The sequence below is a fragment of the Natrinema salifodinae genome (assembly GCF_900110455.1).
GTDB lineage: Archaea > Halobacteriota > Halobacteria > Halobacteriales > Natrialbaceae > Natrinema > Natrinema salifodinae.
Genome location: NZ_FOIS01000002.1, coordinates 369,652 through 394,828, shown reverse-complemented (window position 1 = coordinate 394,828; position 25,177 = coordinate 369,652). Strand labels below are relative to the sequence as shown.

The following is a 25,177-nucleotide window of genomic DNA, read 5'->3' as shown; positions in this document are numbered from 1 at the left end:
TCTGTCGTTTCGAGATTGTTTGCAGGTACACCGCCGTGCTTAACGTCACTGCACCGGGCATTAGCATCAAGTTCTAGTAATGTATATACGTCAATAAATATTTAAAGGGACTGAAAGGAATATGGTACTGTCCTAACAGCGTTACCCCTTGGAGTTTCGCTGCCAGATGTCCGTTCCATTTAGGCGCTCGACGTCACCCTCTTCCTCGAGGACCCAAATGCGCTTCTTCACAGTGTTATAGCAGGCTTCGAAGTGTTCAGCTACCTCAGCTCTGCAGAACAGGGCCGGAAGTGCTTCGTACACTTCATCACAAGAGATGGAGTGAGATTCTACAGCGCCACAGTTGTTCGCCATGTGTTTTCCAAGCGCTGTATCGAGGCTAGTCGTCCCTGTGAGCCGACTGATGACCGTTCAGGCTGTCAGCCGTCTCGAACACCTTGCCGCACTCAGCGCAAACGTAGACATCGCTGCCCTCGTCACGCCAGCTGTTGAGCAGCTGTGACTCCTCATTGTCTTCAGCAGTCTTCTGGATTTCAAACTTTCAACCCAGTGGTGACGTGACTTAGAGGTGGGGGTCATATGCTGTTCAGATAGAAATTTACTCGATTAATTAATGACATCCCAAGTATTAGAGTCTAATACCCGCGATGTCACGAATCTTACTGTTGGCAATCAGCCTAATTCGACATCGCCGTGTTCCGGGCAGTCACCGTCAGCGCGCCAGACTAGAGCACGGCCCTTCCGTGTCTTTGTTACGTATCCTCGTTCAGTGAGCTTGTTCAGCACTCGGTGAATCTGGCGTTTGCTGATCTCGATGTCAGGGTGTTCGATCAAATCACTCGTTTTCCACTCGTCCAGATCGTTGATCACCTCGAGAATTTGTCGTTCTCCATCTGACCAACAGCGGACGACGCGCGCTTCGTCGTGCGGTTCTATCCAGTCGGGAAGGGTATTCGTATTGATGTAGACCCGAGCGCCGTTTCCGTCCCGGCCGAATCGGAACATGGCTTGTAGTGTCTGGTGTTCGCGCATGTGGGTGAGGATCTTATCGCCGAAATCGCCATAGGTGAGGTTCACCCCCTTGCCCTCTCTGTCGATGTCTTCGTCGGCGTAGGCCGCCCATTTCTCGATGAATCTGTCGCCATAGTGCATCGATCCAGAGACGACACCGACCCGCAGGTGTTTGAACTCATTTGATCCGAGCAGGTTTCCGTAGTGCTGTGTTCCATCGATGTACTCAAGCGCGCCGGACTGCTCGTACCGTTTTAACGCAGCTTGAGGGGCGATGAGTGCCGGCTTTTCGTCGTGTTCCTGAGCGATGTTCTCGAAGAGCGCCGTGTCATCCTCGACGTTCACGTATCGGCCGCCCTTCCCCGAGGGCTTGATGCTCTCTGTCGTTCTGACGAGTTCGATGCTCATCGTCTCAGTGATATACTTTGAGCGTTCGTCTTTGTCGAGAACTTCCCGATGGGTGAACCGCTGATCAAGCGCCAGATTCCACATGATCGACGTCGGTGTGCCGTCGAGACCGATAACCCCGCGGCCTGGCAAGAGATCTGGTGGCGTCAGCATGTAGAAGGTTTGAGTAGGCCGGTGCCAGAGACATCGTGACGATTCAATATCTGCTACTTCCCACCCGTCCATGACTTCCTCACCGAAGATAAGCATGAGAACGACGAATGGCGCTGCGGAATGACCACCCTGTGTAAATGCCTGATCGGCATCCGGCGCGACTTTTATGCCGTCTCGAGAAGCGAACTGTCGAAGTGCTTCGTCTCGGAGGGCTGGATCACGCCGGCATTCGATCAATTCAGTGAAATCATTGACTGGAAGGGGAGAATCTTCAAGATACGTCGAGACCGTTCCTGGCAGCCCTTTCACCGAGTCTAGCTCGAAGGCACCACCAGGAAATTCGTCGAATGCGACTGCTCGCCCCTGAATCGCTTTGTAGACGTGAGCGTGAGTGTAGTGCCCGATAAGGACGTCGTATTCATCGGGATCGAACGACCATTGGGATCGGTAGGTGCAGCCGTCCTCTTTACACGGCATATCTTCGATCCGCATGTGGATATCGCGCCCTGTAGCCCCCCGACTGTACGGCTCCATGACTCTATCGCGCCAGGCGTCACCGTGTGTACCATTCGCGGTTTCGCAGTCCGAAGTGAAGCTCGGAAGACGCTTGCACTTGAGGCCGTCTTCTTCGCACCATTCTTCATACTGTTCGTACATCTCTTCGTGCCCGCGGCCGACGAGAATTGTGAGCGGTTCACCTGTTCCTGCAGCCGCCTTGATTACGCCTCGAGACTTCCCCATGCTGGGGAGTGCGTCGATGATCGCAGTCGATCGATTAATGAGCGCCTCCTCGATCGCTGCTTGGCACCGAGACCGGGCTTCCTCAAGGGGTATAGACGGCTCGTCGCTTCGCCAGTCCCACTCGTTCGAGACCGATGGAATGAGCGCTACCGGCTCCCCGTTCGTGTTACGGCCCGATTCGAGACCGTACTCGTTTTCGATCGTTTCGATTGCTGCAAGATAGGCCGACGGTGTGAGCTTCCAGCCGTCGGTGATGTCGTCGCGTTCGCAGAGTCCGTGCTTGAGGGCGACGCCTCTGAGAGCAGCATAGGGCACCTCGTCGTCTGATGGGATGAGACCCTCTGCCTTTGCATAGCGCCAGGATTCAAATTTCTCTTCGTCAGTGAGAGGCCCCTCAGGATTATTCTGGCGCCGTACACCTGCATTGCACAGCAGATAGGTCACCGGGTGATACGTCGCGTCGTACTTGTGATCGTAGCCGATTTGCCGGTTCTCCAAGAGAAGGAAGTAATCTTCTGAATCCCCGTGATGACCCAGCGGACTGGGGCCGCGATACCCCCAGTTCAGGCCGGTGACGTCCGGCATCGTCAGGTTCCAGAGCGCCGATCCCTCACCTGAGGGCGACACTTCGGTTCGCTCTACGTCGATCTCTCTCGTCGTCGGATCATGAGCCGGGTGTTGCGCCGCCGGCTTCGCGCTGGAAACGATGGGAGCTAAGGTATCACTCCACTCCTGGAGGTAGTCATCGAGGTCGACCTTCTGAAGGCTATCTGCCAGAAGAGGGAGCTCACCGAGACGCGCATCGACTCCGTTTTCATGCAGATAGTGAGCAGTCTGAACAGCTCCCTCGATGCCCGGACCGAACTGTGGGAGGTCTAAGCCAAACTCATCTTCGTACGACGATCCCGGCACCTCAGCGTCCTGAATGACGATCACCAGACGGTCTCCCTCGAGTCTCTCGAGGAGCAACTCACGGTGACGCTGTTTGAATCGAGTCGTGACAGGAGACAGGCACGCATAGCCTGCTTCATGCGTCGTAATCGCGTCGGCGATCCCCTCCGTGATGATTACTGGACCATCGCGCTTGAGAGTTGAGAGGCCGTAAATCGGTTCGTCAACCTCGGCGTAGTCCTTTGTGTGGGACATCTTTGCATACTTCCCCGGGATAAAGTCTGCTGGATGCCCGTCATAGCCCGCGTTGCCACCGCCTTTTGACCCCGTACACCGCGCGATAGCATACACAGGATCACCGGCTTCATCGAAGTAGGGCAAGACGTACCGCCCTTGCCAGGTCGCATGTCCGTACTCACTGAATAACCCCGTCGCCAGCATCTCATCGAGCGTATATCCGAGCCGACCGAGATGATCTCGAAGTGCGCTTCGATCCGGAGGTGCCCAACCGAGCAACTTCGCTTCGACCGTCTCGTCAGTCCATCCGCGCGCCTCTTTGAAATATTCTCGAGCGGTCGTCGGTCGGTCAGGGTGCTCCCCATTAGCTGTGTGATCTTCGATTTCCTGATCGATCTGATCATGGAAGAACTCGAGAGCGTCAACGAGGCACTGCCGCCACTGCGACGATTGATCAGCCGCAGCCGCCATCAGAACCACCTGTTGGTGATGTTCGTGACATCGCGGGTATAGGAGTCTATACTTGCGATGTCACGAATCTTACTGATGGTAATTGATTTCATAGGATTACCCCGATTGCCTCCTCAGCGGCTTTGTCGTGGCAGTCCTCACAGTGGAGACCGTAGCGTTCCCCTTTGAGCGCAAGCAGGGTTGGGTTGCCACTGCAATCTGGCGTGTCGCATTCGTCTACTCTCACTACTGACCGGTGCATCTCCGGCGGCAGTTCGCTAATGTTGATGTCGCTGAGCCGATAAAACTGAATGTTAATGAGTTCTGTCATTCCGTAGTGGTTGACACCACGAGGAGGTGAGACAATGTGTAAGATTTACAATGGCGTGTGCCATTTTCTTAAACACAGGACTCACGTCCTCGCGGTACTGCGTCGTTTCGCTGGGCGTCGGCAACTCGAGGTCCCAAGCCCAATTTGCCAACGTCCAGGAACTGTGCTTCTTCAGTTGCATCATTCGTCGTATTCTTCGAGCATCTCCTGAAGGAGCTCATCGTAAGTGCGTTCGAAGCCTTTCAGCCTCCGCAGTCGATTGCGCGTCTCCTTCGAGACGCCGAGTGTAGTTTCCATCATCTGTCCAATATATCATTATATCTACACACAATTAATGGTTCTCCATCCTGTCTGGCGATTTTCTTATGTTCACCACCTTACTTACATGAAGATCTACCTGCCAATACGTACTAACGATTTCGACCGGCCCGATTATACAGAAAACCAAGTAGCTGAATATTTATAGTAAATACTAAGACCAACATTGAAGCACCGCTATGCAGCCCTCAGTGCGATAATTCGACTGGTCAGTTGTCGAGAGTCATTTGCCGATAATGGCCGAGATGAGAAATATCATAAAAATACTACTTAATCGTGAAAATGGCCACTGAATCCCCTCAACCCCATCATAATCGCTGTATAGGGGGTCAATCGCAGGGTTCATGAGGTGCCATGAGTCTGTACCAAAGCTGGTCATATGTCCGCCTGTATGTCAGAATGTTTAGACTTATTGTCATACAGATTGTATGTCTATCTAAGAAAGTCAGTCAAAATGCCCGGGTGTTGCAGCACCCGGACTGGCTTTCTGGGAGAAGCCATGACAGAAAACATACTCCATCACCTTGGAGTTTCGGATAACAAAGTCGTAAAGTGCGCACAATACGAAGCATTCGAGTTCGAGTTAACCGCTCCTGGGATCGTCACGGTACGAAACGGCAGCTACGCTGACCCGGAAAATCATGAGTATCGCGTCAACGTCAAGGGTGGCATTCCGGTCTGCTGTGAATGCCCGGCCGACGTCCATCATGATGAGCCGTGTAAGCATCGCGTCGCCATCGCGATCCGTCAACCGGTCCTCACTGCGGCGACAGAGCGACCAGTTACTGATGGCGGTCCACTGCGACCCGATGACTGTTCGTGCTGGAGTGTTGACCAAGAGCTCCCTTGCTTCCCTTGCTTTAACGCTGACTTCGACACACCGAATCCGGAGGTCCCAGAATGAAGCGGAAAGTCACAGAGGCAGAACTCGAGCAGATCGAGCTGGAGCTTCTGGAAATCAAGCGGGCACGGGCCACCTGTGAAGAGGAGTAGGTTCCCGGCCGTGTAACCGTTATCCGGTCGACTCTTCCATACCGTTTAGCTACTTAATGTGTTCTATCTGAAAACTGAACATAATCCGTATTACACCTTATCAAGCAGAGATTGTTTCTTTTCTTCAAATTCTTCATCGTCTACGACACCCTTCTCATGAAGCTCTTGAAGTTTGTCCAGCTGATCAAGTGGGTCTGGTTCTGACTCTGCCACGACTGTGTCTGGTTGATTTACCTCGTTAATCTTCTCCCTGATGAACGACACAATTTCTCGAACTTCGTCTTTACCTGGCTCTTGGACTTCAATATGGTAGGTTTGCCCAGGCGTCTGGAGGGAAACGCGCTTATTAACAAGTCCAGTATCCAGATCAACACTAGTTATGCTCTCATACGGTACAGACCGCTCATCAGAGCCCAACCACTGAGGAATCTTTACTGCTACTCGGCTATCAGTGTAGACTGCTCGTACGTACCCTCGTGTGCCAGACTTGCGACTTCTATCGTCGCCGAATAATGATTTCCCAGCAGATGACCCTTCAACGTCGACGGTTGATCCGCGGGTTATATAGTGTATCTTCTCGCCCTCATCTAAGATATCTTCTACCTTCTCAATTCGAGCTTTTGTGACGTATTCTCCCTGTGGCTCACACTCATAATCACCCAAGTCATCATCTCCTGAACTGAATAACCCCATAGTAAGTGAGAGTAACTAATACGTGATAATCGTTACGTGAATTTCATGAGTTAGAACTGGTCTCGTGGAGCCATCTCACAAGCAAGCCAGTGAGCACCGATCAACTCGGTTTCGACCTCACTTCGCTTATGGGCTGCGTCGAGTTCTGACAGCGTCGTATAGCTGAACAATAGATCACCGTCTCTGTTTCGACGGTGGCGATACAGCCGACTTCGGAGGTTTCCGCTCTGTCCGATGTATTCCAACGGTGGGACGTCGTCTTCATTCCAGATCCGATACAGGCCGCTTTCCTTCGGAATCTGTTGGTACGCATCTGCCAAGCGTTCAGGTTCCGACCAGTCAAGACCCATCCACGAATCTGAGAGTATTGCATCGGCATCCGTCCATGGCAACGGTCCAGTTCCCGGCTCACAGTTCGGCTCACTTTCACCCTCTTCGAGAATACCCCCAGTGAACCCACCTGACCGGTTACTCGAGCGTCGATAGCCAGGAATGATTCGACCGAAGTTCGCTGTTGGGCTTTCTCCAGTGTCGCGTCGATATGACGCAATCAACGCCTCTTCAATGGCTAAGCGCTGCGAACGATCTGGGGCCACATCGGGGGTGATCCAGGAAACTTCGAACTCCGGTCCGTACTCTTCACGGACGGCCCATAGACACGGCGCCGCAACATGTGGATCAGTGAACGGCATTTCGGGTTTGTAACATCCGGACAGCGCTCGGAGACGTCCCCGAAGGCTTCGACCAGTCTGTCCGATGTACTCGAGACCCTCTGTGCGCTGATGACGTACGCGATAGAGACCTTCGTCGGTTGGAGCCGTTGAGAGATAACCATCAGAAGGGGCGAAGCTGACCCAGTCCGACCAGTCGAAACCTAACCAGTCGGACTCATAATACGGCTGCATAGTCAGTTTGTCTGCACCCATCGCTCTTACCTTCTTTGAAGGTGACACGAGCAGCGTTACCCTAAGGGGTCACGGTACCAGGACGGCGATCTAATGGAACGCTCTAGAAAAAACGCTCAGGCTGATCGTCAAGTTTCCAAGCGAGTATCGCTCCCCGTTGGTGGACATCATGCTGGAGTCCTGAGAAGGGTACGACCGTGTCGAGGCTGATCTCGTGTTCAGTCCATTGCTCAACATCGGACACGAACTTTTTGGCGATAGCCTGTCCAGTGATATGAGATCCGGCGCCTTTGATAGGCCTATAATAGATTCCCAAGAGTGTCTTTGCGGCCCTGATGTCGGCGGCAGCTAGCTTGTCCACATCATGAATGAACGAGCGCGGACTATGGGACTGATAGGGGCTGAAGACTTTGCTGTAGCCTCGTGGCGATGGGTTACCGTTCGCCTTTATGAACCGAAACAGCTTCGCTTCACAGTATTCCGTTAACTCAGGGGCCTCAATCACCAAATCGGCGGATTGGGTACCAGGGTATGTGACGCCTGATGGGTCGGACTTCGCAGTGGATACATCCCCAGGGAGATTATCTTGACGGCGGACTTCCTCGATCAGAGCATCGACCTGATCGTTCTCGTCGTGAGGTCCGATCCCAGCGCCGTAGTCCTTATTTTCACCGATAGTACGATCGACATCGTGGATGACATCAGCAAAAGATTCTACGAGTTTCCCAGTCAGCGTCTGTTCCTCTGTCATTATTGTTCAGACCTCTGCCGCGAGGTTATAAGTACTATCACTCGATGTGAGAAGTTAATCGTCATCTCTTCCTTTTTCTCATCCCGCTGGAGAATTTTCCACATGAATATACGTCTGGCATGAAGGTAGACTGCTATGAGCCGGATGACGACCGAACGCTTCTTCGGTGGGGTTGATGATCGGATTCAGGATCTCCATTCGACCCTCCAGTATATCTCAGAACAAAAACCGACTGAAGCAGCACTTTTTGACTGGCTGCTAGAAAATACATCTGCCGGATCAAGAGCATCTACACCCGCTGATGCAGAAGAAACCGTCAGCCGAAATATCTCGTTCCTCGAGTCCATCGACCTGCTCGACAGTACTCCAGATGGCTATCAAACTACAAACAAGGGCGAGACCTTCTGGCGGCATAACGAGCCCTTGGTTATGTATGAGGGCCTCGAGAAGGCTGTCGATGGATTCCGGGAGATCGCCAGGATCATTCCGAACGGTTACCGAACGGTCGAAGAGATACAAACATATCTCCGTGATGCCTATCCTGATCACAATTTACCCAAGGGCGTCGTAACTAAGCACCTTGATTGGCTCAAATCGCTCGAGCTGGTCACTGAAGACAATGGTGTCTACTCTATCCCGATTGAAGGTGGCACGTTCGAAGTTGGCGCAGCGTATAATCGGTGGTTCATCCACGATGCGCTCAAAGGAGAACGATACAAAGGAATCGCCAAACCGAGTGACCTTCCTCTAGTTCTCATCTTTACCGGTGACTCAGGCGATGACTACGGATACGAAGATAAATTCCTTGAGAACGACACCTTCCTCTACACTGGCGAAGGAACGGAAGGCGATATGACGATGGACGGCGGCAACGAAGCTATTCGCGACCACAAGGAGAACGGCAAGTCCCTTCATCTCTTTGAGAGCACAGACCTGCCGTGGATTGTCACCTACCTCGGTGAATACGAATACATCGGGTACGATACTAGGACACTGCGCGACGAGAATGATGACCCTCGTGAAGCATTCCAGTTTCAGTTAGCCCCTGTGGGCGGCACAGAGATTGAAATCGAGGAGGGAACGCCGACGTCGCTTTCGGATGAGGAGCTTTTCGAGAAAGCAAAACAGAGCTCGCCAACAGGATCACGCACTTCCTCAAGCCGTTCTGGCGGCCGCTCTTATCCACGATCACAGTACGTCCGTGAGTTTGCACTTCGGATGGCAGACGGCGTCTGTCAGGGATGTGAGCAAGAAGCTCCCTTCGTAACTAGCACCGGTGAGCCGTTCCTCGAGGTCCATCACCTCACACGGCAGAGTGACGGCGGGCCAGATGCACCAGAGAACGTCATCGCACTGTGTCCAAACTGCCATCGACGGGTGCATCAAGGGCGTAATGGTGATGAATTCAATCAGGAGTTAATAGCAAAAGCAGAACAGCGGAATCTAATATTTCTCTAAAGAACAGCGTACATATACGATTTCAAATCATCGGGAGCGAAGTGCGCAAAAGACGCCGGTCCAGTTGCGCCACCGTCAACAAGCTGAAAATCATTTGCTGGATATTCTTGGAACGTCGCTTCAACGTAGAATTCGTCTCCAGTATTTGGAACAGTCCCAATGTGTCGCGCATCGTAAATGGTCTCACCACCCATCGCACGCTCTTCACTCCCAGCGAATTCAAGTTCTGCTGGATACAATTGTACGTCAGACTCCCATGGGATACTCGCTGGTAAGATTATTTGGCTCACGTTTTCTCGAGATCCGGCCATTCCCTCTGGCAACACTTCGTAAGATCCATCATCCATTTTGAGACCGACGGTCTTTGTCTTTCCCGACATACAGATACCGTCTAATAAGTGAAACGTTATATCAGTTTCTACAGAATTACCATTATCCCATCCGGTTGAGTGCATCGCGTCGGTCTTCAATTGGCGTCTGGTCGTAACGCATCGTCGTCTCCGGGCTCTTATGGCGCAACTGTGCCTGTGCGGCCGCTAAGTCCTGCTCTCGAGTCATGTAGGTGCCGACCGAATGGCGAATAGCATACCATGACAAGCTTCGGTTCTCAGTCGGAATCTCGGCTATCTCACAGAGACGAGAGAGGATGTACTTCAACGAGCTAGAGTTGTACGGATTGCCGTGTCGCGTTAGCCACAGTGCGTCGGTGTCTTGATACTGATCATACTGCTGCCGCTCGATTAGCCAGCGCTCGAGTGCTGTTGATGTACGCTCAGTGACACCGACGATCCAGTTTTCCGTGTTCTTCGATGATTCGGCCTTCGGGATGCGTAGGACGTTGTTTTCCGTGTCTACCCAATTCACTGTAGCGCGCTCGACCTCAACCGGGCGAAGACCACAGTCCAGTGATACCCAGGTGAGGCTCGGAATTTTCCATCCGTTGGCGCGGTCGAAGTCGCTTACACTCACGTCGTCGATAGGCTTCTCGAATCGCTGCGCCAGGTACCGTTTCCACGACTGCCGCTCCTGTGGGTCAAGGGCACTGTACGAAGGGACACTTCCGTACTCTAGAGCAGCCTCTCGTATCAGTTTGCGCTCCTCCACAGTGAGATAATCACGCGGTTGGGACGCGTCCGGTGAGAAGCTGTGTGTCGGCTCCCATTCAACCTCTTCACCGAGTTCGTGACGTCGCCACTTGAACAACCGTTTCAGGCACTTTTGTGAACTCGCCTTGTGACCAGTACTGTACTCCGTGTCTGAATAGACCAGGTGGCGCATGTAGTCGTCTGCATCGTCGGGAGTTGCACTGGTAGTATAACCCTCTTCGTTCCAGAGCCATCGGTAGAACTTGTCCACTTTGTATGAGACCTGCCGCACTGTGGTCTCTGCATATCCTTCAGCGTGATCAGGGTTCTTCCCGAGATGGTGCAGCCATTTGAGGAGATCACGCTTGTACTCCCGGTAATCGACCAATTGCCGCTCGTCGAGCCGCTCCTCGACTGGTGATGAGACCACCGGTACGTTCATACTGTCACCTCTAATGAGCCTGATACATCTGAAAACCACACGACGGCGTCGGGGTCAATCTCGAGACCCGGGCTATGAGTTGTAATCGGCATATGTCTGTGTTTCCACAGACACTCGAAAACTACTGTTTCGCGCGCTGAGGCGCGGGAAACTATGCGCGGACCGGGATTTGAACCCGGGCCATGAGCTTGGAAGGCTCAGGTCCTGCCACTAGACCATCCGCGCGCAGTTCCCGATTTTCGTTCCACGTTTAAGGATCTTCCTTTTCCGCGCCGTCGCCAGGCGACGGTCGACGCCCCGCCCGGTGGCGATCGCAACGCAGTCGAAAAACGGTGACGCGATAGTTTAAGACGATTCGTCGCGATCGAACCCGGACTCCACGGCGGGAAAGTCGATCGGAGCGGCTTACCGCTCGAGCACCTCGCCGCCGGAGCCGACGGCGATGTCGACAGGGCCGCGGGCGACGGCGAAGAGGTTCTCGCCGGTCGGAGTCTGCTGCTGGCACCACTCGCCGCCGTCTAGTTCGAAGATCACGCCGCCGCTGCCGACGGTGTACCCGTTGTCGCCGTCGGTCTCGACGTCGAAGAGGTCCGCATCGCCGAGGCTCTCGAGACCCCACTGACTGCCGTCGTAGGTGAACACGGAGGCGTTGCCGCCGCTGACGCGGACGTCGTCCGCGGCGTCGCTGTCGAGGCCGTAGTAGGTGACGCCGGCGTCCTCGATGCCGATGGCGTTCCAGGTGACGCCGTCGTCGGTGGCGAACACCTTGCCGTTGGTGTCGATGACGTGGCCCGATCGGTCCTCGTAGAATTCGATCGCGTTGAAGCCGGCGCCGCTGCCGGGGGCCTCGTAGTCCCAGGTGCCCTCTCGCCCGTTGTCGAAGCTGTAGTGGATCGAGCCGGAGTCGTCGGCCACGTAGACGTCCGCGTCGCCCGCGGGGCCGGTGACCGCGACATCGTTGAAGTTGGCCGTGAAGTCATTGGGCGCGGAGCGGTCGATCAGATCGCCGGTCGTCACGTCGTACTCGCCGATCGCGCCGCTGGCGCCGACGATCCAGAGCCGCTCACCGTCGTCGGTAGTGTCGACGCCGTAGAGGTCGTTTCCGTTGCCGGTGGGGCCGCCCTGGAGGACGACCTCCCAGCCCGCCTCCGTGCGTTCGATGACCAGGCCGCCGCTTGCGACCGCGTGCGGGGTCGTCGCCGTGTCGGCGACGTCGTGGAGGGTGCTGTCGACCGGCGTCTCGACGACCGTCCAGTCGTCGGACTCGTCGGCGGTCGCCGTCGCGGGGACGGTGGCTGCGGCGAGCGATGCGCCTGCGAACTGCAGCGCCGAACGTCTGGTGAGACGCGTCATAGCGCGTTCGGGACTAGCGGCGAGACGATCATAAAAATCGGACATTATTCGGAGAATGAACTCCATTCGAAACGTTTCATTCGATTTCAGTGACTGAAAACCGAACTGAAATCTACTGCGTCCGTCCGGTGAAAATACCTCTCCCCCTGCCCCCGTACAAGCTCGTACCACGGACGTCATAACTGGTAGCGGGACACGTCGGATCGGTCGGTCGCCGAACCCGCACGACCGGGGCTGTCCGGTCGTCGCTTACTCGCCGGACTCCGCTCTTGGTCCGCCCTCGACTACCTCGAACCCGCGACCGTCGCGTAACAGTTGCCACTCGACAGCTCCCACTCGCGGAGGTCGAGATCGCTGTCGATCAGGTCGGCCTCGAACTCGTCGGGCGCGTAGATGTGGTAGAACCGGTCGACGGTCTCGCCGCCGGGCAGCGTCCACTCGATCGTCGTGTCGAAGCCGTCGGTCTCGTCGAACCGGTCGTGGGCGGTCGACCAGGCGCTGACCAGCGCGCGGCCGTCGGGAGCGAGGACCCGCGCGAGTTCGTCGAGGCTGGCGCGCCGGGCCGCTCGCGTCGGCAGGTGGTGGAGCGTCGCGACGTAGACCGCGGTGTCGACGCTGTCGGCGGCCAACGGGAGAGATGCGGCGTCGCCCTGGATCAGGTCGAGGACGGCGGCGAAATCGCGCTCGCGTGCGCGAGCACGGCCGGTCTCGAGTAGGCCGCGGCTGACGTCGAGACCGATGACTGAGGCGCACTCGTCGGCCAGGAGTTGGGCGTGGCGGCAGTTCCCGCAACCGAGATCGAGTCCGACGCCGCCCGCGCAGTCGTCCGCTCGGTCCGCGACGAAGGCCTCGACCTCGGGCCAGGGGTACTCCCGCGTGGACGCGAAGTGGTCGGCGATCCGGTCGTAGGTGTCGCGGACCGCGCCGCGGTCGGTCCCGACGGTCCGGTTGGCCCCCTCGCGATCCGGCGACGTCGTCGATCGATCCCGACCCCCGTCCTGCTGGTCTGCCATCGTCGGGGTTCGGCCGGGTACGCGCAAAAAACGTTCGACTGGCCATCGGTAATCCGACTCCTCGATCCCGTCGAAGTCGCGATCGTACCGGCGATCTGACAGCGCCGATCACAAATTAGGCAATTCGTCCGGTCGACGGACGTCGAATACTCGTTTCCCGAACTATCTTCCCGGCTGATTTGTCGTGCGTTACGTTCATACCGCGGGAGTCCGAAGGAACGAGTACGGAATGAGGCGCGAGCACTTCACGTTAGACGTTAACAATATCGACTGGGTCGAAACCGACGGCGAGCCTGAAAAGCCCTCGGTATCGATCGATTTCACCGGCCCGGCGACGATGCTTCGCGAGCGCCTGACCGGTCCCGACGGGGACGTACTCGACGCGAGCGAAACCGACACCGCCCTCCGACTGCAGGGGCCGCTCGAGGACGACACGCCAGGCGTGGTGAGCGTCACGAACCGCGTCACCGGCGAGTTCATCCTCGAACTCAACGAGGATGCCGACGACGTCCTCCAGTTCATTCGGGCGGCGCGTGGCTACGGCGAGACCGCCGACGACGACGGTCGGTACGAAGTCGAGATCACGCTCGACGGCGAACCGTTCGTCAGCTACGACAAACGCACGTTTCTCGTGTACGACGACGAGGGGAATCTGCTGCGCCAGCACAGCCTGATCCCCAGCGGCGTCGAACTCTGACGCCGCTCCGATTTCGCGTTCCCGTCGGTCCGAATCCGACCGGCAATTATAAGTGTTTTAGGCTTGCCTAAAGAGAATGTACGCCGGCCAACGCCGGGGGGTCGATACATGGCCAACGGACAACTGCTTACGACGGCGGGCGAGGAACCGGTCCGGGAATCGACGACGGGGGAGACGGTTCTCGAACTCGACGGCATCGCGAAACGCTACGGCGGCGAGGACGTCATCGGCGACCTCTCCCTGTCCGTCCGCGACGGCGAGATTATGACCCTACTCGGCCCCTCAGGCTGCGGCAAGACCACGACGCTCCGGCTGATCGCCGGCCTCGAAAAACCCGACGCCGGCCGGGTTCGCCTACAGGGCGAGACCGTCGCCGACGACGGCCGCTTCGTCCCGCCGGAGGAGCGCAACGTCGGCGTCGTCTTTCAGGACTTCGCGCTCTTTCCGCACTTGACCGCCCGGGAGAACGTCGCATTCGGCCTGCGGGACTGGGACGAGGCCGACCGGGACGCCCGCGTCGACGACCTCCTCGAACTGGTCGGCCTCGCCGAACACGGCGAGCACTACCCGGACGAACTCTCCGGCGGCCAGCAACAGCGGATCGCGCTCGCCCGCTCGCTGGCCCCCGAACCCGAGATGCTGTTGCTCGACGAGCCCTTCTCGAACCTCGACGTCGACCTCCGCGTCGAGATGCGCGAGGAGGTCCGCCGGATCATCAAGGAGACCGGCGTCACCGCCATCTCCGTCACACACGACCAGGAGGAGGCGCTGTCGATCTCCGACCGCGTCGCCGTGATGTGCGACGGCGACATCGAACAGGTCGACACGCCCCAGCAGGTCTTCCAGCAGCCCGAGTCTCGCTTCGTCGCCGGCTTCCTCGGCCACGCCAGCTTCCTCTCGGGCGATGTCCACGGCGACCACGTCGACACCGCGCTCGGCCGCGTGCTCCGCGACGACGTCCACGGCCTGGCCCACCAGTACGACGGCACCGCCGTCGACCTGCTCGTCCGGCCGGACGACGTGACCGCGTACCCGGCCGCGGAGGGCGAGGCCGACGGTCGCGTCGTCTACCGGCGCTACCTCGGCCCGACCGTCCTCTACCGCGTGGAACTCGACGACGGCGAAACCATCGAATGCATGCACAACCACTCCGACCGGATCGACCTGGACGAGCGCGTCGGCGTCCGCGTCACCGCCGATCACGAACTCGCCTGGTTCCCCGCGGATCACCGCGAGGACAGCGATGTCGATGGTGACACCGAGTCGGACGCGGACGCAACGCCTGCTGGCGCCGACTGACGAGTGACGCGATCGACTCCCCGATTCGAGTCGATTTCGGTCGCCCCACGATTCGTCTCTCGTACCTGATCGCTCTCGCCGCGCCGTTCGATTCCCGTCTCTCCTTTCCTCGAGCCGAACGGTTACGGTGATACGCCAGGCTATCCAAAGCAGTACCATGGTTGATACGAAACGGGCCGCGACGACCTGCGGATTCGCGGCCCCGATCGTCGCGCTGGGCGCGATCCTCCTCGCGACCGTCGTCGCGCCGCCCGAGACGTTCACCTGACGGAGCCGAGCCCTCTCGGACATGGGCCGGTACGGCGCGCCGACGTTCCCGCTGTTCAACGGCGGTCTCGTTCTGGGCGGCCTGGTCGGCCTGCCGTTCGCCTGGCGGGTCCTGATCGCGAGTCGCAACGCCGTCGAACGGGTCGGCGCGATTTTGCTCGCGATCGCGGTGGTCGGACTGATCGGCGTCGGGATCTTCTTCCTCGATCACACGGCGGTCTACCTCGGTCGAAGTCTGCACGGCGTTGCGGCCCTGACGGTGTTCGGTGTGGCTCCCGTCGCGGCGTGGGTCTACGGCACCGGGGTGGCACTATCCGGCGACGGCCGCCTTGCGGTCGCGTCGTTTTGGCTCGGGAACGTCCATCCGGTCGCCTGGCTGGCCTGGGTGCTGGCGCTCGGCGAGATCGATACGAGGACGTGGTTCGCAGTTCCGGAATTCGTCGCCGCCGTCGCGTTCGGCGGGTGGATCCTCCTGCTCGCGGTCACCCTTCGCCGTCGGACCGACGGAAACCCGGACGAATCCTCTCGTTGAGCGGTCGGGACCGGTTTTGCGACCGATCGCCACACAATATTTAAATCGAGACCCCACCTATACGCGGACATGCACAAAGACGAACTCCTCGAGCTCCACGAAGAACTCGTCGTTATCATGGAGTACTTTTCCGAGCGCGAGGAGGTCGACGAAACGCTTTTCGACCCGTACCGCCAGCTCGACGTCGACCCCTCGCACGTCCACAAGTCGAAGAGCGAGCACAAACACGCGGTCTTCGTCCTCGGTAACGCGCTCGCGAGCGCGATGAGCGAAGACGAGTTCTCCAGCGCCGGTCGGATCGGCAAGCGAATGAAGGAGCTCGCCGAGGACGCGGAATCAAAAATATAGGGAATATCTAGGCGAAACGTATTTGGTCCGGTTCTCTCTTGTTGAACTATGGACCCGCGCACGCAAGAGCGCGTCGAGGAGTGGGACTCCCGCCCCTTCAGTGGCGGTTTCGACGGTCTCTCCGATCTCGCTGACGCCGATTTCTCTGGTGCCGTCTCGGGAGCCGGCACGTGGCTCTTTATGCTCAACGGCCGCATCGTCGGCGTCTTCGACGGCGACGTCGAGGACTTCGAGACCGCATCGGGAACCCGCTACGAGGCGCCCCACCCGTCGCTGCCCTTGCTCTGTACGATGGAGGAACGCGGCGGCGAGACCAGGGCGAAGTACTACACCAACGAGACGCCGCTCCGGGAGGTCGATCAAACGCTCCAGAGCGGCTCGTTTACCGGCTACATCGAACTGAGCGAAAACGTACTCAGCGGCGACTACTACGCCGTCTACTACGGCGGCCGCCGGATGGCCGCCGCCTACATCGGCAACGCCGAGCGCCTGCACACCGGTGAAGAGGCCTTCGAGCGCGCGGCTGACGAGGTCGGCATCTACGAGGTGACCGACGTCGAAATCGACGTCACCGACGTTCCGGGAACCGGCGACGCCGAACCGAACTCCCAGTCCGCGTCGGGATCGAGTCCCGAACCGACGGGCTCCGGGGCCGGGGTCGACGCCGCCGGCGCGGCTGCCGGCACCGGTTCCGACGCCGATTCGACCGCTGATCCGACCGGCTCGCCGATCGAACCGATCGACGTCTCGAACACCGAACCGGCCGGCACCGAGGGCGCGTCCGGTGCCGGAGCAGCCGCGGGGACCGATCCGATCGAAGACGTCACGATCGACGACTCGTCGGCACTGACCTCGGACGTCGACCTCACGGGGGATCCGACGGAAACCGAGGCGGAGGCAGGAATGACGACCGACCAGGCCGACCCGGATCCCGACGCCGGCGCCGATGCAACTCCGCCCGCTACATCGTCGACCGACGAGCCGGCGGACGCGAGTGTGGGCGAGCCCGAGCCAGCCGCCGACCAGGCGAGCGCCGAATCGACCGATTCCGAGGGGACGGAGACGGCCGCCGGTGCTAAACCGGCCCACGGCGACACGACCGGAACTGACGCTGAGGCGGCTGCCGATGCCGATGCCGATACCGAGTCCCCCACCGATCCCGATCTCTCCGAGGTCGAAGCGGCGGCCGAGGAGTTAGATCAGCACATTTCTTGGGTCGAAGACGAGGAAGCTGAAGAGACCGAAGACGTGGTGGTCGAGGGCCCCGACGTCCCCGAATCGACCGCTGACGACTCCGACCCCGAGTCCGAGGACGCGGACGACGACCTCGAAGAACAGTTCGAACGCGAGGAACAGTGGCGCGAGACCCGTCGCATTCCGTCGATCGACCCGGACAAGAGCCAGCCGAAGCCGGAGTCCGACGCGCCAGGCCGCGGTGCGAGCGCGGGACAATCTTCGCCATCGGCGGACGCAGAGGCCGCTGAAGCCGCTGTGAACGCGGCGCAGACGGGCCGAGAAGCGACCGAAACGACGTCGACGCCGCGGTCGCCCGGAGGGCAAGGCAGTGACGGCCCGTCCGGAGAGCGTACCCGACAGCAGCCGTCTCGCGGCTCCCAGTCCGACGCGGGGGCCGAAACCGGTGCCGGCGGTGGCAGCGGTGGTGCCGGCGCCGACACGGGAGCCGACCGCGAACGGATCGCCGCGCTCACCGAGCAACTCGAGACGCTTCAGGAGCAACGCGACGCCCTCGCGACGAAAGCCGAGGAGCTCACAACCGACCGCGACCGGCTGCGGTCGGAGAACGAGGAGCTCTCGGCGACGGTCGAGCGGCTCCGGTCTCGAATCGACGAACTCGAGACGGAACTACGGCGGGCTCGCGAGCGCGATTCCGACACCGGCGGGGCAGCCGCCGCGGGGGGAACCCAACTCTCGCCTGCACAAGCCCTCTCCGGGACGAACCTCTTCGTCCGGTACGCTTCGAAGAGCAAATCCACCCTCGAGACGGCCCACAACGGCAACGCCGATCGCAGCGACGTCTCCTCGAACCTCCGGCTCGAACACCACACCCCATTCGACTCCGGCGACGCGGTCGTCGACGGCGATCCCTACGAGGAGTTCCTCACTTCGACCATGGAGTTTCGGTTCGTCGAGTGGCTCACCGAACGACTCCTTTACGAGATCCGGGACACCGGCCACGCGGACGGCCTGGCCGACCTCTACGATGCGATCCCCCGGATCGACCGAGCCGAACTCGGTGCGACCATCTCTCTGGAAGACGACGACACCGAAGACGTCCCCGACCAGGTGACCTTCGACGTTGTCGCGTTCGACAAGATGGGGAACCCGTTGGTCCTGGCGACGCTCAACGACTCGCGGGAACCGGCGTCGCAGGACCTCCTGGAGGAACTGGAAGCGGCCGCCTCCGCGGTGAAGGCGAACTATCCCGACCTGGCCGCGACGATGGCCGTCACGTCGAGTTACTTCGAACCGGGCGCGCTCGAGGTGGCCGAACAGGCGACCAGCGGCGGGCTCCTCAGCCGTGGCTCGAACCTGAGTTACGTCAACCTCTCGCGCAAGAGCGGGTATCACCTTTGCCTGGCCGAGTCGCGCTCCGAGGGGTTCCACATGAACGTGCCCGAGCTGTGACCGGTACCGCTGCTGTCTAACCACAAAACCGCGGATCACCCTCGAACCGGGTGCTTCGGTTTCGGTTTTGTTTTCGCCATTCGATTCACGTCTCGAGCTGTCGGCAGCAGCCGTCGGCGACCGCGGTAAATCGACGGTCCGACGGTCGGTTGCGGAGAGGCATCGCTCGCGCGGAAACGACGGCGCGATAAGCGAGCAGCCGGCTACAGAGTGGGAAACGGCGGCGAAAAGTTCAGATGAGCAGTGCATCGCACCGCATCGCTACCAGTTGCGGAGGCAGGCGGCAAGTCCGTGTTCGAACGGAATTCGGCGTCCGAGAGACTAGCTTTCGGCTTCGGCGACGTCCTCGATCTTCATCCCTTCGAGCTTGTCGACGATGTCGTCGATCTTGCCGTCGAGTTCGTCGACGAACTCGGACGTGCGCTCGGTCTTGATTGCGCCCTGGCTGGAGGGCTCGATGAGGTTCTCCTCTTCGAGAACGCGAAGCGAGTAGCGAACCTTGTGATGGGGGTAGCCCGTCTCGTTCGACATCTTGACGATCCCGATAGGCTCGTTCTCGATCACCATCTTCAGGACCTGCAGATGTCGTTCCAGCATATCGACTTCCTTCTCAAGTCTGTCTATCATGGCATTTGTTAACTTGTCTTTGGGACTTTTAAAAGTTACCCTCGCAGATTGCCACGGCCGGTCCCAACTAAATGCTGATGCCTGTCAGTAGTTAACGCTTCCGCTTCCGAGTGTCGCCAGGCGACGAGCGCGCTCGGAATCCAAATGTGGATCGGCTCGCGATTCAGTCCCGGCATCGGAAGCGACCCGAGTCTAGCTGAGGATTTAGAACGGTTGTAGTTAATTCTCGCGGTCCGCGGCCGACCGCAAGCAGCGGTAATTTGCGGGCGCGGCACGGTCGCTCGCTCGAGTCGTCCGGACGAAGCGCCCCGATTCCGCGAGAAGTGGCCGTACGAGCGGCCGCTGTCGCGTCCCACGGCACAGCCACCCGTATACCGTAATCTGTTTATCGGCCCGGCAAGAACCCGCCGCTGTTATGACCGTCACTATCGTCGGGTCGCAACTCGGCGACGAAGGCAAAGGTGGCGTCGTCGACCTCTACGGCGACGCCGCCGACGTCGTCGCCCGCTATCAGGGCGGCGACAACGCTGGCCATACCGTCGTCCACGACGGTGAGAAGTACAAACTGTCGCTCGTTCCGTCCGGCGCCGTCCGAGGCAAGATCGGCGTCCTCGGCAACGGCTGCGTCGTCAACCCCGAGACGCTGTTCGACGAGATCGATACGCTCCGCGAGCGCGGTCTCGATCCCGACGTCCGCGTGGCCGAGCGCGCCCACGTCATTCTCCCCTATCACCGCGCGCTCGACGGCATCGAGGAGGAAGAGAAGGACGATCTCGCCGCCGGGACGACCAAGCGCGGCATCGGCCCGACCTACGAGGACAAGGCCGGCCGCCGCGGCGTCCGCGTCGGCGACCTGCTCGATCCCGACGCGCTCCGCGAGCGCCTCGAGTACGTCGTCCCCCAGAAGCAGGCCCTCGCCGAGGAGGTCTTCGGCAAGGAGACCGGCGAGGAGTTCGACATCGATCACCTCTACGAGACCTACCGCGAGTACGGCGAGCGCCTGGCCGAGGAGGACATGACCGTCGACTGCGGCACCTTCCTCCAGGAGCGGATCGACGCCGGCGACAACGTCATGCTCGAGGGCGCACAGGGGACCTCGATCGACATCGACCACGGTATCTACCCCTACGTGACCTCCTCGAACCCGACCGCGGGCGGCGCGAGCGTCGGCACCGGCCTCGGCCCCACCGTCGTCGGACAGGGCGAGGTTATCGGCATCGTCAAGGCCTACCTCTCGCGGGTCGGCACCGGCCCGCTCCCGACAGAACTCGGCGGCGTCGAGGGTCAGACGCCCGACTACGACGCCGACGAGGGCGCAGGCGCGGACGAGGAGGACCTCGCGACCTACATCCGCGACGAAGGCGGGGAGTACGGCACCGTCACCGGTCGCCCGCGCCGCGTCGGCTGGCTCGACATGCCGATGCTCCGGCACGCGGCCCGCGCGAACGGCTTTACGGGCCTCGCGGTCAACCACATCGACGTGCTCGCCGGCCTCGACGAGGTGCAGATCGGCCACAGCTACGAGTTCGACGGCGAGGAGATCTTCACGATGCCCCCGACGACCGAGCAGTGGGGCCGCTGTGAGGCCACGTTCAAGTCGTTCGACGGCTGGCCCGAGGTCGACTGGGAAGCGGTCGCCGAGGACGGCTACGACGCGATCCCCGAGAACGCGCGGACCTACCTCGAGTACCTTAGCGACGAACTCGACGCCCCGATCTACGCGGTCGGCGTCGGTCCCGGCCGCGAGGAGACCGTCGTCGTCGAGAACCCCTACGAGTAACGCACCGCGTCGACTCGTCGGGCACGTTCCCGAAACCTTTTGCTGGAGGCGGCAAGCCTACGTAGTATGAAGGAGTCGTTGCTGGACATTCTCTGCTGTCCGCTCGATAAACACGATCTGGAACTGGAAGACGCCGAGTACGACGACGACGAGGTCGTCGGCGGCGATCTCGTTTGCACCGAGTGCGGCGAGGCCTTCCCCATCGAAGACGGCATTCCGAACCTGCTGCCGCCGGACATGCGCGAGGAAACGCCGGCCTAATCGGCCCGATCTACTGTGCTCGGAACCGAGGTCACCGTCCACGTCAACCGCGGGTCAGCCGACGCGCTCGAGGTAGCCACGGAATCCCTCGAGATCCGGGAGTCCGTCACGCTCCTGTTGCAGGGCCACACGTCGCCCGCGCACGTCCACTGTCGGCTCGCCGGTGACCTCGAGTACGTCGCGACGATCGACCAGGCGAACTACTACGTCGAACCCGACGGCGTCACCGCCGTTCCGATCGGCGTCGATGCCGACGCCATCGAGCAACCCGTCGAGGGACGACTCGAGATCTTGACCGGCTACGGTTCGGAGTCGGTATCGATCGACGTCACCGTCGTCCCGGGGACGCCGGACATCGACGTCGACGAGTCGCTTTCCGAACCCGCCCGATCGGAGCCCGACCCGACGGCGCTCGATAGTGCCGTCGACCGGCTCGCCGCCGTCGGGCTCGACCCCGCGACGCTCGCGGTACTCGCGCTCGGCCTGGTCGCCGTCGGCATCGCGGCGCTGACGGCGGCGACGGTCGGCGGCCCCATCGCGACGGTCGGCGTAGCGATCGTCGTCGTCGGGTTCGCGGTGGCGCTCTTCCTCTTGGTCCGGTAGCGCGGCGCGAGTCGTGTCATCGGGTGCCGCCCGCGGACGCGATACCGCTTCCGACGAGTCGTCGACGGCCGACCGATAGCGATGCCAGCGTCGCGGTCGACCCCGTGAGACGAGCCACTCGCGGCGGGACACGCCGCCCGCGGTCGGCGACCGGGTCGCCGAGGTCGTGGCCGCGACGGCGAGCGATAGGTGAGAAGGAAAGCGAACGGCGACTCAGTCGTCGACCCGCGTCGCCTCGAGGGACCCCTCGTCGTCGAACCGCTTGGCGCGGAGATAGCGCGCCCGGTAGCGGTTCGCGCCGTCGTTGACGTCGGCCTCGCGGATCTCGTCGGTGCGGCCCTCCGCGACCGCGTCGATCAGGGCTTCGAGCTGGTTGAGCTCGCTCGTCGTCAGCTCCAGTTCGTACGTGTGCTCTTCCTCGGACTCGAGGATGGCCCACTTGCGGGCCGCGGCGATTACGAGCGAACAGGGTTCGCGACAGGGGAAGGGGCCGTCGCCGCCGTCGACGTCGAGGTCGTCGTCCTCGTCGTACTCCCACTCGCGCCGGCGGAGACACTGCGAGTCGACGCAGCAGGCCTCGGCCATCCACTCGACGGCCTCCCTGGGGAGCTCGTCGATCACGTCGTAGATGCCGGTCTGGCGCTCGGCGGTCTCGGTCCAGTGGTCGACGTCCAGATTGCCCCGCAGCTCGCGGTGCCAGTTGGCGACCGTCGCGGGGTAGAAGAACCCGACCGTCTCGACGAGTTCGTCGCCCGAGAGGCCGGTGAAGGCCCACCCCGACGCGAGGGTGGGCGCGGTCTTCAGCGGCCGGTAGTGGCCGTCTTCGTCGTACGTCGCGATCTCGCGGGCGTCGCGGGGATCGTCGTAGACCTCGAGGTCCGCGATGTTGCTGTCGGCGTCGTCGACGTGCCACAGGTCGTAGACTCGCTCGCCGTTAGGGTCGTCCGCGTCGAGGAAGCGGGTGGTGATACATAGCTGCCCCCACTCCCTGTCGATCCCACCGCGGAGGGCGTCGTATCGGTCCGGGACCGCGAGCGGGGCCGACTCGCCCTCGCCGTGGTCGCTCCGGGGTCCGGTCGCGGGTATTTCACTCTCGCCCGCACCGTCACCCGCTCGTGCTCCCTCGGCGTCGGCGAGCGGTGCCCGCTCGCACCACCGGAGGAACGCGCGTCGGGCGGTGCCCTCGCCGCCGACGGTCTCTTGCCAGTAGCGCCAGTTCGTAACGTACTCCTCGCAGGCGTCGAGCGCCTGGCGGAGGTCGTCCTCGTCGAGCCCGGTCCGCTCGCTCTTCGGGGTCTTGAGGGTGTACCTGGCGTTGTCGTCGCCGTCATCGTCGCCGCTGGCACCGGTCGTCTCGAGTCGAAGGCCGTCGAAGTCGACGTCCTCGGACGCGCGCGCCACGAGCGTCTCGAGGTCGTTCGTCGCCACCGTCACGCGTCAGTCCCCCGCACCCGTTCCGCGCTCGGTTCGGCGTCGGAGCCGGCCAGTTCGCGGACCGTCTCGCGGGCGTCGCCGATGTCCGCGCCGGCGTCGGCCGCCCGCTCGAGGAGGACGTCGGCCATCAGGTCCTCGGTACCCACGGCGCCGGTGTACCAGATCCGGTGGCCGTCGACCTCGGCCGGGACGTCCCAGCCGAGCCGGTAGTCCTCGGTCAGCCCCATGTCCTCGGGAATGTCCTCCTGCGTGTGGTAGCCGTCGGCGATGAACAGCGGGACGACGACGACGTCCTCGGTCTCGAAGTAGTCGGTGACGTCGTCGACCTCCGGCTCCTCGTCCATGAACAGGGCCTTGACCTCGTCGAAGCGGCCCTGCTCGCGGATCCGTTCGGTGTGGTACTCGATGGCCTTCGCGGAGTTTTCGTTGCGCTCGGTGCCGTGACCGACGACCGCCAGGCCGAACCCACCGTCGGAGATACTCCGACGAGCCTCCGGGTCTTTCGACCCGGCGACCTCGCCGACGTCCGGGTCCGCCGTGGCGGTCTCGGCCCGCTGGACGATCACGTCCGTCATCGCGTCGTGGGTCCCGACGGGACCGCAGTAGTGGATCGTCTTCCCGACGTCTTCGGCCTCCAACGTGGCCTGCGAGGCACTGGTACCGTCCGAGTCCCACTTCTCGGGGCCCCAGTCCTCGAGGCGCAGTTCTCGCGGAATGACCTGTTCGGTGAAGTAACCCTCGCTGATGAACAGCGGGACGACGAACACTTCGTCGGACTCGAGGGTGCGGACCACCTCGCGGAAGTGCGGTTCCTCCTTCCAGAACGCCTCCCGGACCTCGTCGAACGCCCCCGTCTCGCGGACGGTGTCCGCGTGGGCGTACGTAGGGTCCGAGGCGTCCGGATTCAGGTGCGATCCGTGCGCCGCGACGACCAGCGCTTGCATGCGCGGCGCTTAGGAGGGAGACGGTTTATGGACTTCGCTGGCGGTCGGCGTCGCCGGGTCCGACGACGCCGTTCTCGCCCGGTACGGCTCCGCGAGCGATGGGTTCCGTATTACGACACCGAGACGTCGGTCCGGGCGTCGCAGGTCTCGTTTCGCGCTCGCAGTTCGGCGACCGCGGCGTACTCGCCCGGTTCGGGATCGGACCACTCCGCCTCGTAACTCGACGAGTCGCCTGGCTCGAGCGTCTCCGAACTGAGCACCTGCGCGAACATGCGTCCCTCGGTGAACCGCCAGACTTCTTCGCCTTCGCCGTCGCCCGTGTCATCGCCGTCCACGAGGACGAATTCCGCCTTACAGGCGTCCGAAAACTGGAGTTCGATCGGCTCGTCGCCCTCGTTGGTGACGGTGAGCACGAACAGCACGGCGTCTCGCTCGTCGTCGCCCGCGGTCTCGAGCGATCCCTCGAGGCTCATGGACCGTGGTTCGGGGTCGTCGCGGATATGTTT

23 protein-coding genes, 1 tRNA gene and 1 pseudogene are annotated in these 25,177 nt (G+C 60.7%); 10 read left to right on the top strand and 15 right to left on the bottom strand.

The genetic code is table 11. The annotated features are described in order from the left end of the window. Positions 1–379: 379 nt before the first annotated feature. The 3 genes from BMY29_RS21710 to BMY29_RS07340 form a co-directional block, all read right to left on the bottom strand. The gene (locus tag BMY29_RS21710) at positions 380–496 is read right to left on the bottom strand and encodes a C2H2-type zinc finger protein (protein WP_394297058.1); all 117 of its coding nucleotides are present in this window, start codon (positions 494–496) and stop codon (positions 380–382) included. A gap of 176 nt (positions 497–672) precedes the next feature. Then, positions 673–3,912: a BlaI/MecI/CopY family transcriptional regulator gene (locus BMY29_RS07350; protein ID WP_143067667.1), complete on the bottom strand. Its 3,240-nt coding sequence runs from the start codon at positions 3,910–3,912 to the stop codon at positions 673–675. Positions 3,913–4,000: 88 nt separating this feature from the next. Then, positions 4,001–4,222: a hypothetical protein gene (locus BMY29_RS07340; protein ID WP_049988537.1), complete on the bottom strand. Its 222-nt coding sequence runs from the start codon at positions 4,220–4,222 to the stop codon at positions 4,001–4,003. A gap of 697 nt (positions 4,223–4,919) precedes the next feature. Between BMY29_RS07340 and BMY29_RS21665 the strand changes: the two genes are divergently transcribed. After that, positions 4,920–5,444 carry an SWIM zinc finger family protein gene (locus tag BMY29_RS21665; RefSeq protein WP_338141401.1) on the top strand — a complete coding sequence of 175 codons (525 nt, stop codon included), beginning with the start codon at positions 4,920–4,922 and terminating at the stop codon, positions 5,442–5,444. Between the two features lie 179 nt (positions 5,445–5,623). On the opposite strand, the gene BMY29_RS07330 is transcribed toward BMY29_RS21665, so the two are convergent. From BMY29_RS07330 to BMY29_RS07320, 3 genes are all read right to left on the bottom strand, one after another. Then, complete coding sequence (locus BMY29_RS07330; protein WP_074854664.1) at positions 5,624–6,226, bottom strand: PH domain-containing protein; 603 nt, start codon at positions 6,224–6,226, stop codon at positions 5,624–5,626. A 50-nt stretch (positions 6,227–6,276) separates the two neighbouring features. Continuing rightward, complete coding sequence (locus BMY29_RS07325; RefSeq protein ID WP_241471232.1) at positions 6,277–7,152, bottom strand: GIY-YIG nuclease family protein; 876 nt, start codon at positions 7,150–7,152, stop codon at positions 6,277–6,279. Positions 7,153–7,234: 82 nt separating this feature from the next. Then, complete coding sequence (locus BMY29_RS07320) at positions 7,235–7,882, bottom strand: hypothetical protein (protein WP_049988536.1); 648 nt, start codon at positions 7,880–7,882, stop codon at positions 7,235–7,237. Positions 7,883–8,017: 135 nt separating this feature from the next. Here BMY29_RS07320 and BMY29_RS20410 point away from each other — a divergent pair, with 135 nt between their 5' ends. Further along, positions 8,018–9,340 carry an HNH endonuclease gene (locus BMY29_RS20410; protein ID WP_049988535.1) on the top strand — a complete coding sequence of 441 codons (1,323 nt, stop codon included), beginning with the start codon at positions 8,018–8,020 and terminating at the stop codon, positions 9,338–9,340. On the opposite strand, the gene BMY29_RS20555 is transcribed toward BMY29_RS20410, so the two are convergent. From BMY29_RS20555 to BMY29_RS07295, 5 genes are all read right to left on the bottom strand, one after another. After that, positions 9,337–9,720, bottom strand: coding sequence for a hypothetical protein (locus BMY29_RS20555; protein WP_143067666.1), 384 nt, complete (start codon positions 9,718–9,720; stop codon positions 9,337–9,339). The genes BMY29_RS20410 and BMY29_RS20555 overlap by 4 nt on opposite strands. Positions 9,721–9,772: 52 nt before the next feature. Then, positions 9,773–10,867 (bottom strand): tyrosine-type recombinase/integrase, encoded by a 1,095-nt coding sequence (locus BMY29_RS07310; RefSeq protein ID WP_049988729.1) that lies wholly within the window; start codon positions 10,865–10,867, stop codon positions 9,773–9,775. Between the two features lie 154 nt (positions 10,868–11,021). Then, positions 11,022–11,092: transfer RNA gene (locus BMY29_RS07305), tRNA-Gly, on the bottom strand. 180 nt (positions 11,093–11,272) lie between these two features. Next, positions 11,273–12,220 carry a beta propeller repeat protein gene (locus BMY29_RS07300; protein WP_049988534.1) on the bottom strand — a complete coding sequence of 316 codons (948 nt, stop codon included), beginning with the start codon at positions 12,218–12,220 and terminating at the stop codon, positions 11,273–11,275. Between the two features lie 284 nt (positions 12,221–12,504). Continuing rightward, entirely contained in the window at positions 12,505–13,233 is a 729-nt protein-coding gene (locus BMY29_RS07295) for a class I SAM-dependent methyltransferase (protein WP_049988533.1), read from the bottom strand. 229 nt (positions 13,234–13,462) lie between these two features. Here BMY29_RS07295 and BMY29_RS07290 point away from each other — a divergent pair, with 229 nt between their 5' ends. From BMY29_RS07290 to BMY29_RS07270, 5 genes and pseudogenes are all read left to right on the top strand, one after another. Next, positions 13,463–13,930 carry a DUF5793 family protein gene (locus BMY29_RS07290; RefSeq protein WP_049988532.1) on the top strand — a complete coding sequence of 156 codons (468 nt, stop codon included), beginning with the start codon at positions 13,463–13,465 and terminating at the stop codon, positions 13,928–13,930. 108 nt (positions 13,931–14,038) lie between these two features. Next, positions 14,039–15,229: an ABC transporter ATP-binding protein gene (locus BMY29_RS07285; RefSeq protein ID WP_049988531.1), complete on the top strand. Its 1,191-nt coding sequence runs from the start codon at positions 14,039–14,041 to the stop codon at positions 15,227–15,229. A 157-nt stretch (positions 15,230–15,386) separates the two neighbouring features. After that, positions 15,387–16,028 (top strand): annotated as a pseudogene (locus BMY29_RS07280) (DUF998 domain-containing protein). 69 nt (positions 16,029–16,097) lie between these two features. Then, positions 16,098–16,376: a UPF0058 family protein gene (locus BMY29_RS07275; RefSeq protein ID WP_006181940.1), complete on the top strand. Its 279-nt coding sequence runs from the start codon at positions 16,098–16,100 to the stop codon at positions 16,374–16,376. A gap of 48 nt (positions 16,377–16,424) precedes the next feature. Beyond that, a complete protein-coding gene (locus BMY29_RS07270; RefSeq protein WP_049988530.1) occupies positions 16,425–19,022 on the top strand; it encodes a DUF7527 domain-containing protein in 2,598 nt (865 codons plus the stop codon). Positions 19,023–19,343: 321 nt separating this feature from the next. On the opposite strand, the gene BMY29_RS07265 is transcribed toward BMY29_RS07270, so the two are convergent. Further along, positions 19,344–19,649, bottom strand: coding sequence for a hypothetical protein (locus BMY29_RS07265; RefSeq protein WP_049988529.1), 306 nt, complete (start codon positions 19,647–19,649; stop codon positions 19,344–19,346). A 415-nt stretch (positions 19,650–20,064) separates the two neighbouring features. Between BMY29_RS07265 and BMY29_RS07260 the strand changes: the two genes are divergently transcribed. From BMY29_RS07260 to BMY29_RS07250, 3 genes are all read left to right on the top strand, one after another. Then, on the top strand, positions 20,065–21,429 hold the full coding sequence (locus BMY29_RS07260; protein ID WP_049988528.1) for an adenylosuccinate synthase: 1,365 nt from the start codon (positions 20,065–20,067) through the stop codon (positions 21,427–21,429). Between the two features lie 66 nt (positions 21,430–21,495). Then, on the top strand, positions 21,496–21,690 hold the full coding sequence (locus BMY29_RS07255) for a methytransferase partner Trm112 (protein ID WP_049988527.1): 195 nt from the start codon (positions 21,496–21,498) through the stop codon (positions 21,688–21,690). A 15-nt stretch (positions 21,691–21,705) separates the two neighbouring features. After that, complete coding sequence (locus tag BMY29_RS07250; RefSeq protein ID WP_049988526.1) at positions 21,706–22,293, top strand: DUF7524 family protein; 588 nt, start codon at positions 21,706–21,708, stop codon at positions 22,291–22,293. 213 nt (positions 22,294–22,506) lie between these two features. On the opposite strand, the gene BMY29_RS07245 is transcribed toward BMY29_RS07250, so the two are convergent. The 3 genes from BMY29_RS07245 to BMY29_RS07235 form a co-directional block, all read right to left on the bottom strand. After that, a complete protein-coding gene (locus BMY29_RS07245) occupies positions 22,507–23,727 on the bottom strand; it encodes a DR2241 family protein (protein ID WP_049988525.1) in 1,221 nt (406 codons plus the stop codon). Further along, positions 23,724–24,671: a CbiX/SirB N-terminal domain-containing protein gene (locus tag BMY29_RS07240; RefSeq protein ID WP_049988524.1), complete on the bottom strand. Its 948-nt coding sequence runs from the start codon at positions 24,669–24,671 to the stop codon at positions 23,724–23,726. Before BMY29_RS07240 ends, BMY29_RS07245 begins: the two co-directional genes overlap by 4 nt. 110 nt (positions 24,672–24,781) lie before the next feature. Continuing rightward, positions 24,782–25,144, bottom strand: a complete 363-nt coding sequence (locus tag BMY29_RS07235; RefSeq protein WP_049988523.1) for a BsuPI-related putative proteinase inhibitor — start codon at positions 25,142–25,144, stop codon at positions 24,782–24,784. Positions 25,145–25,177: the final 33 nt, after the last annotated feature.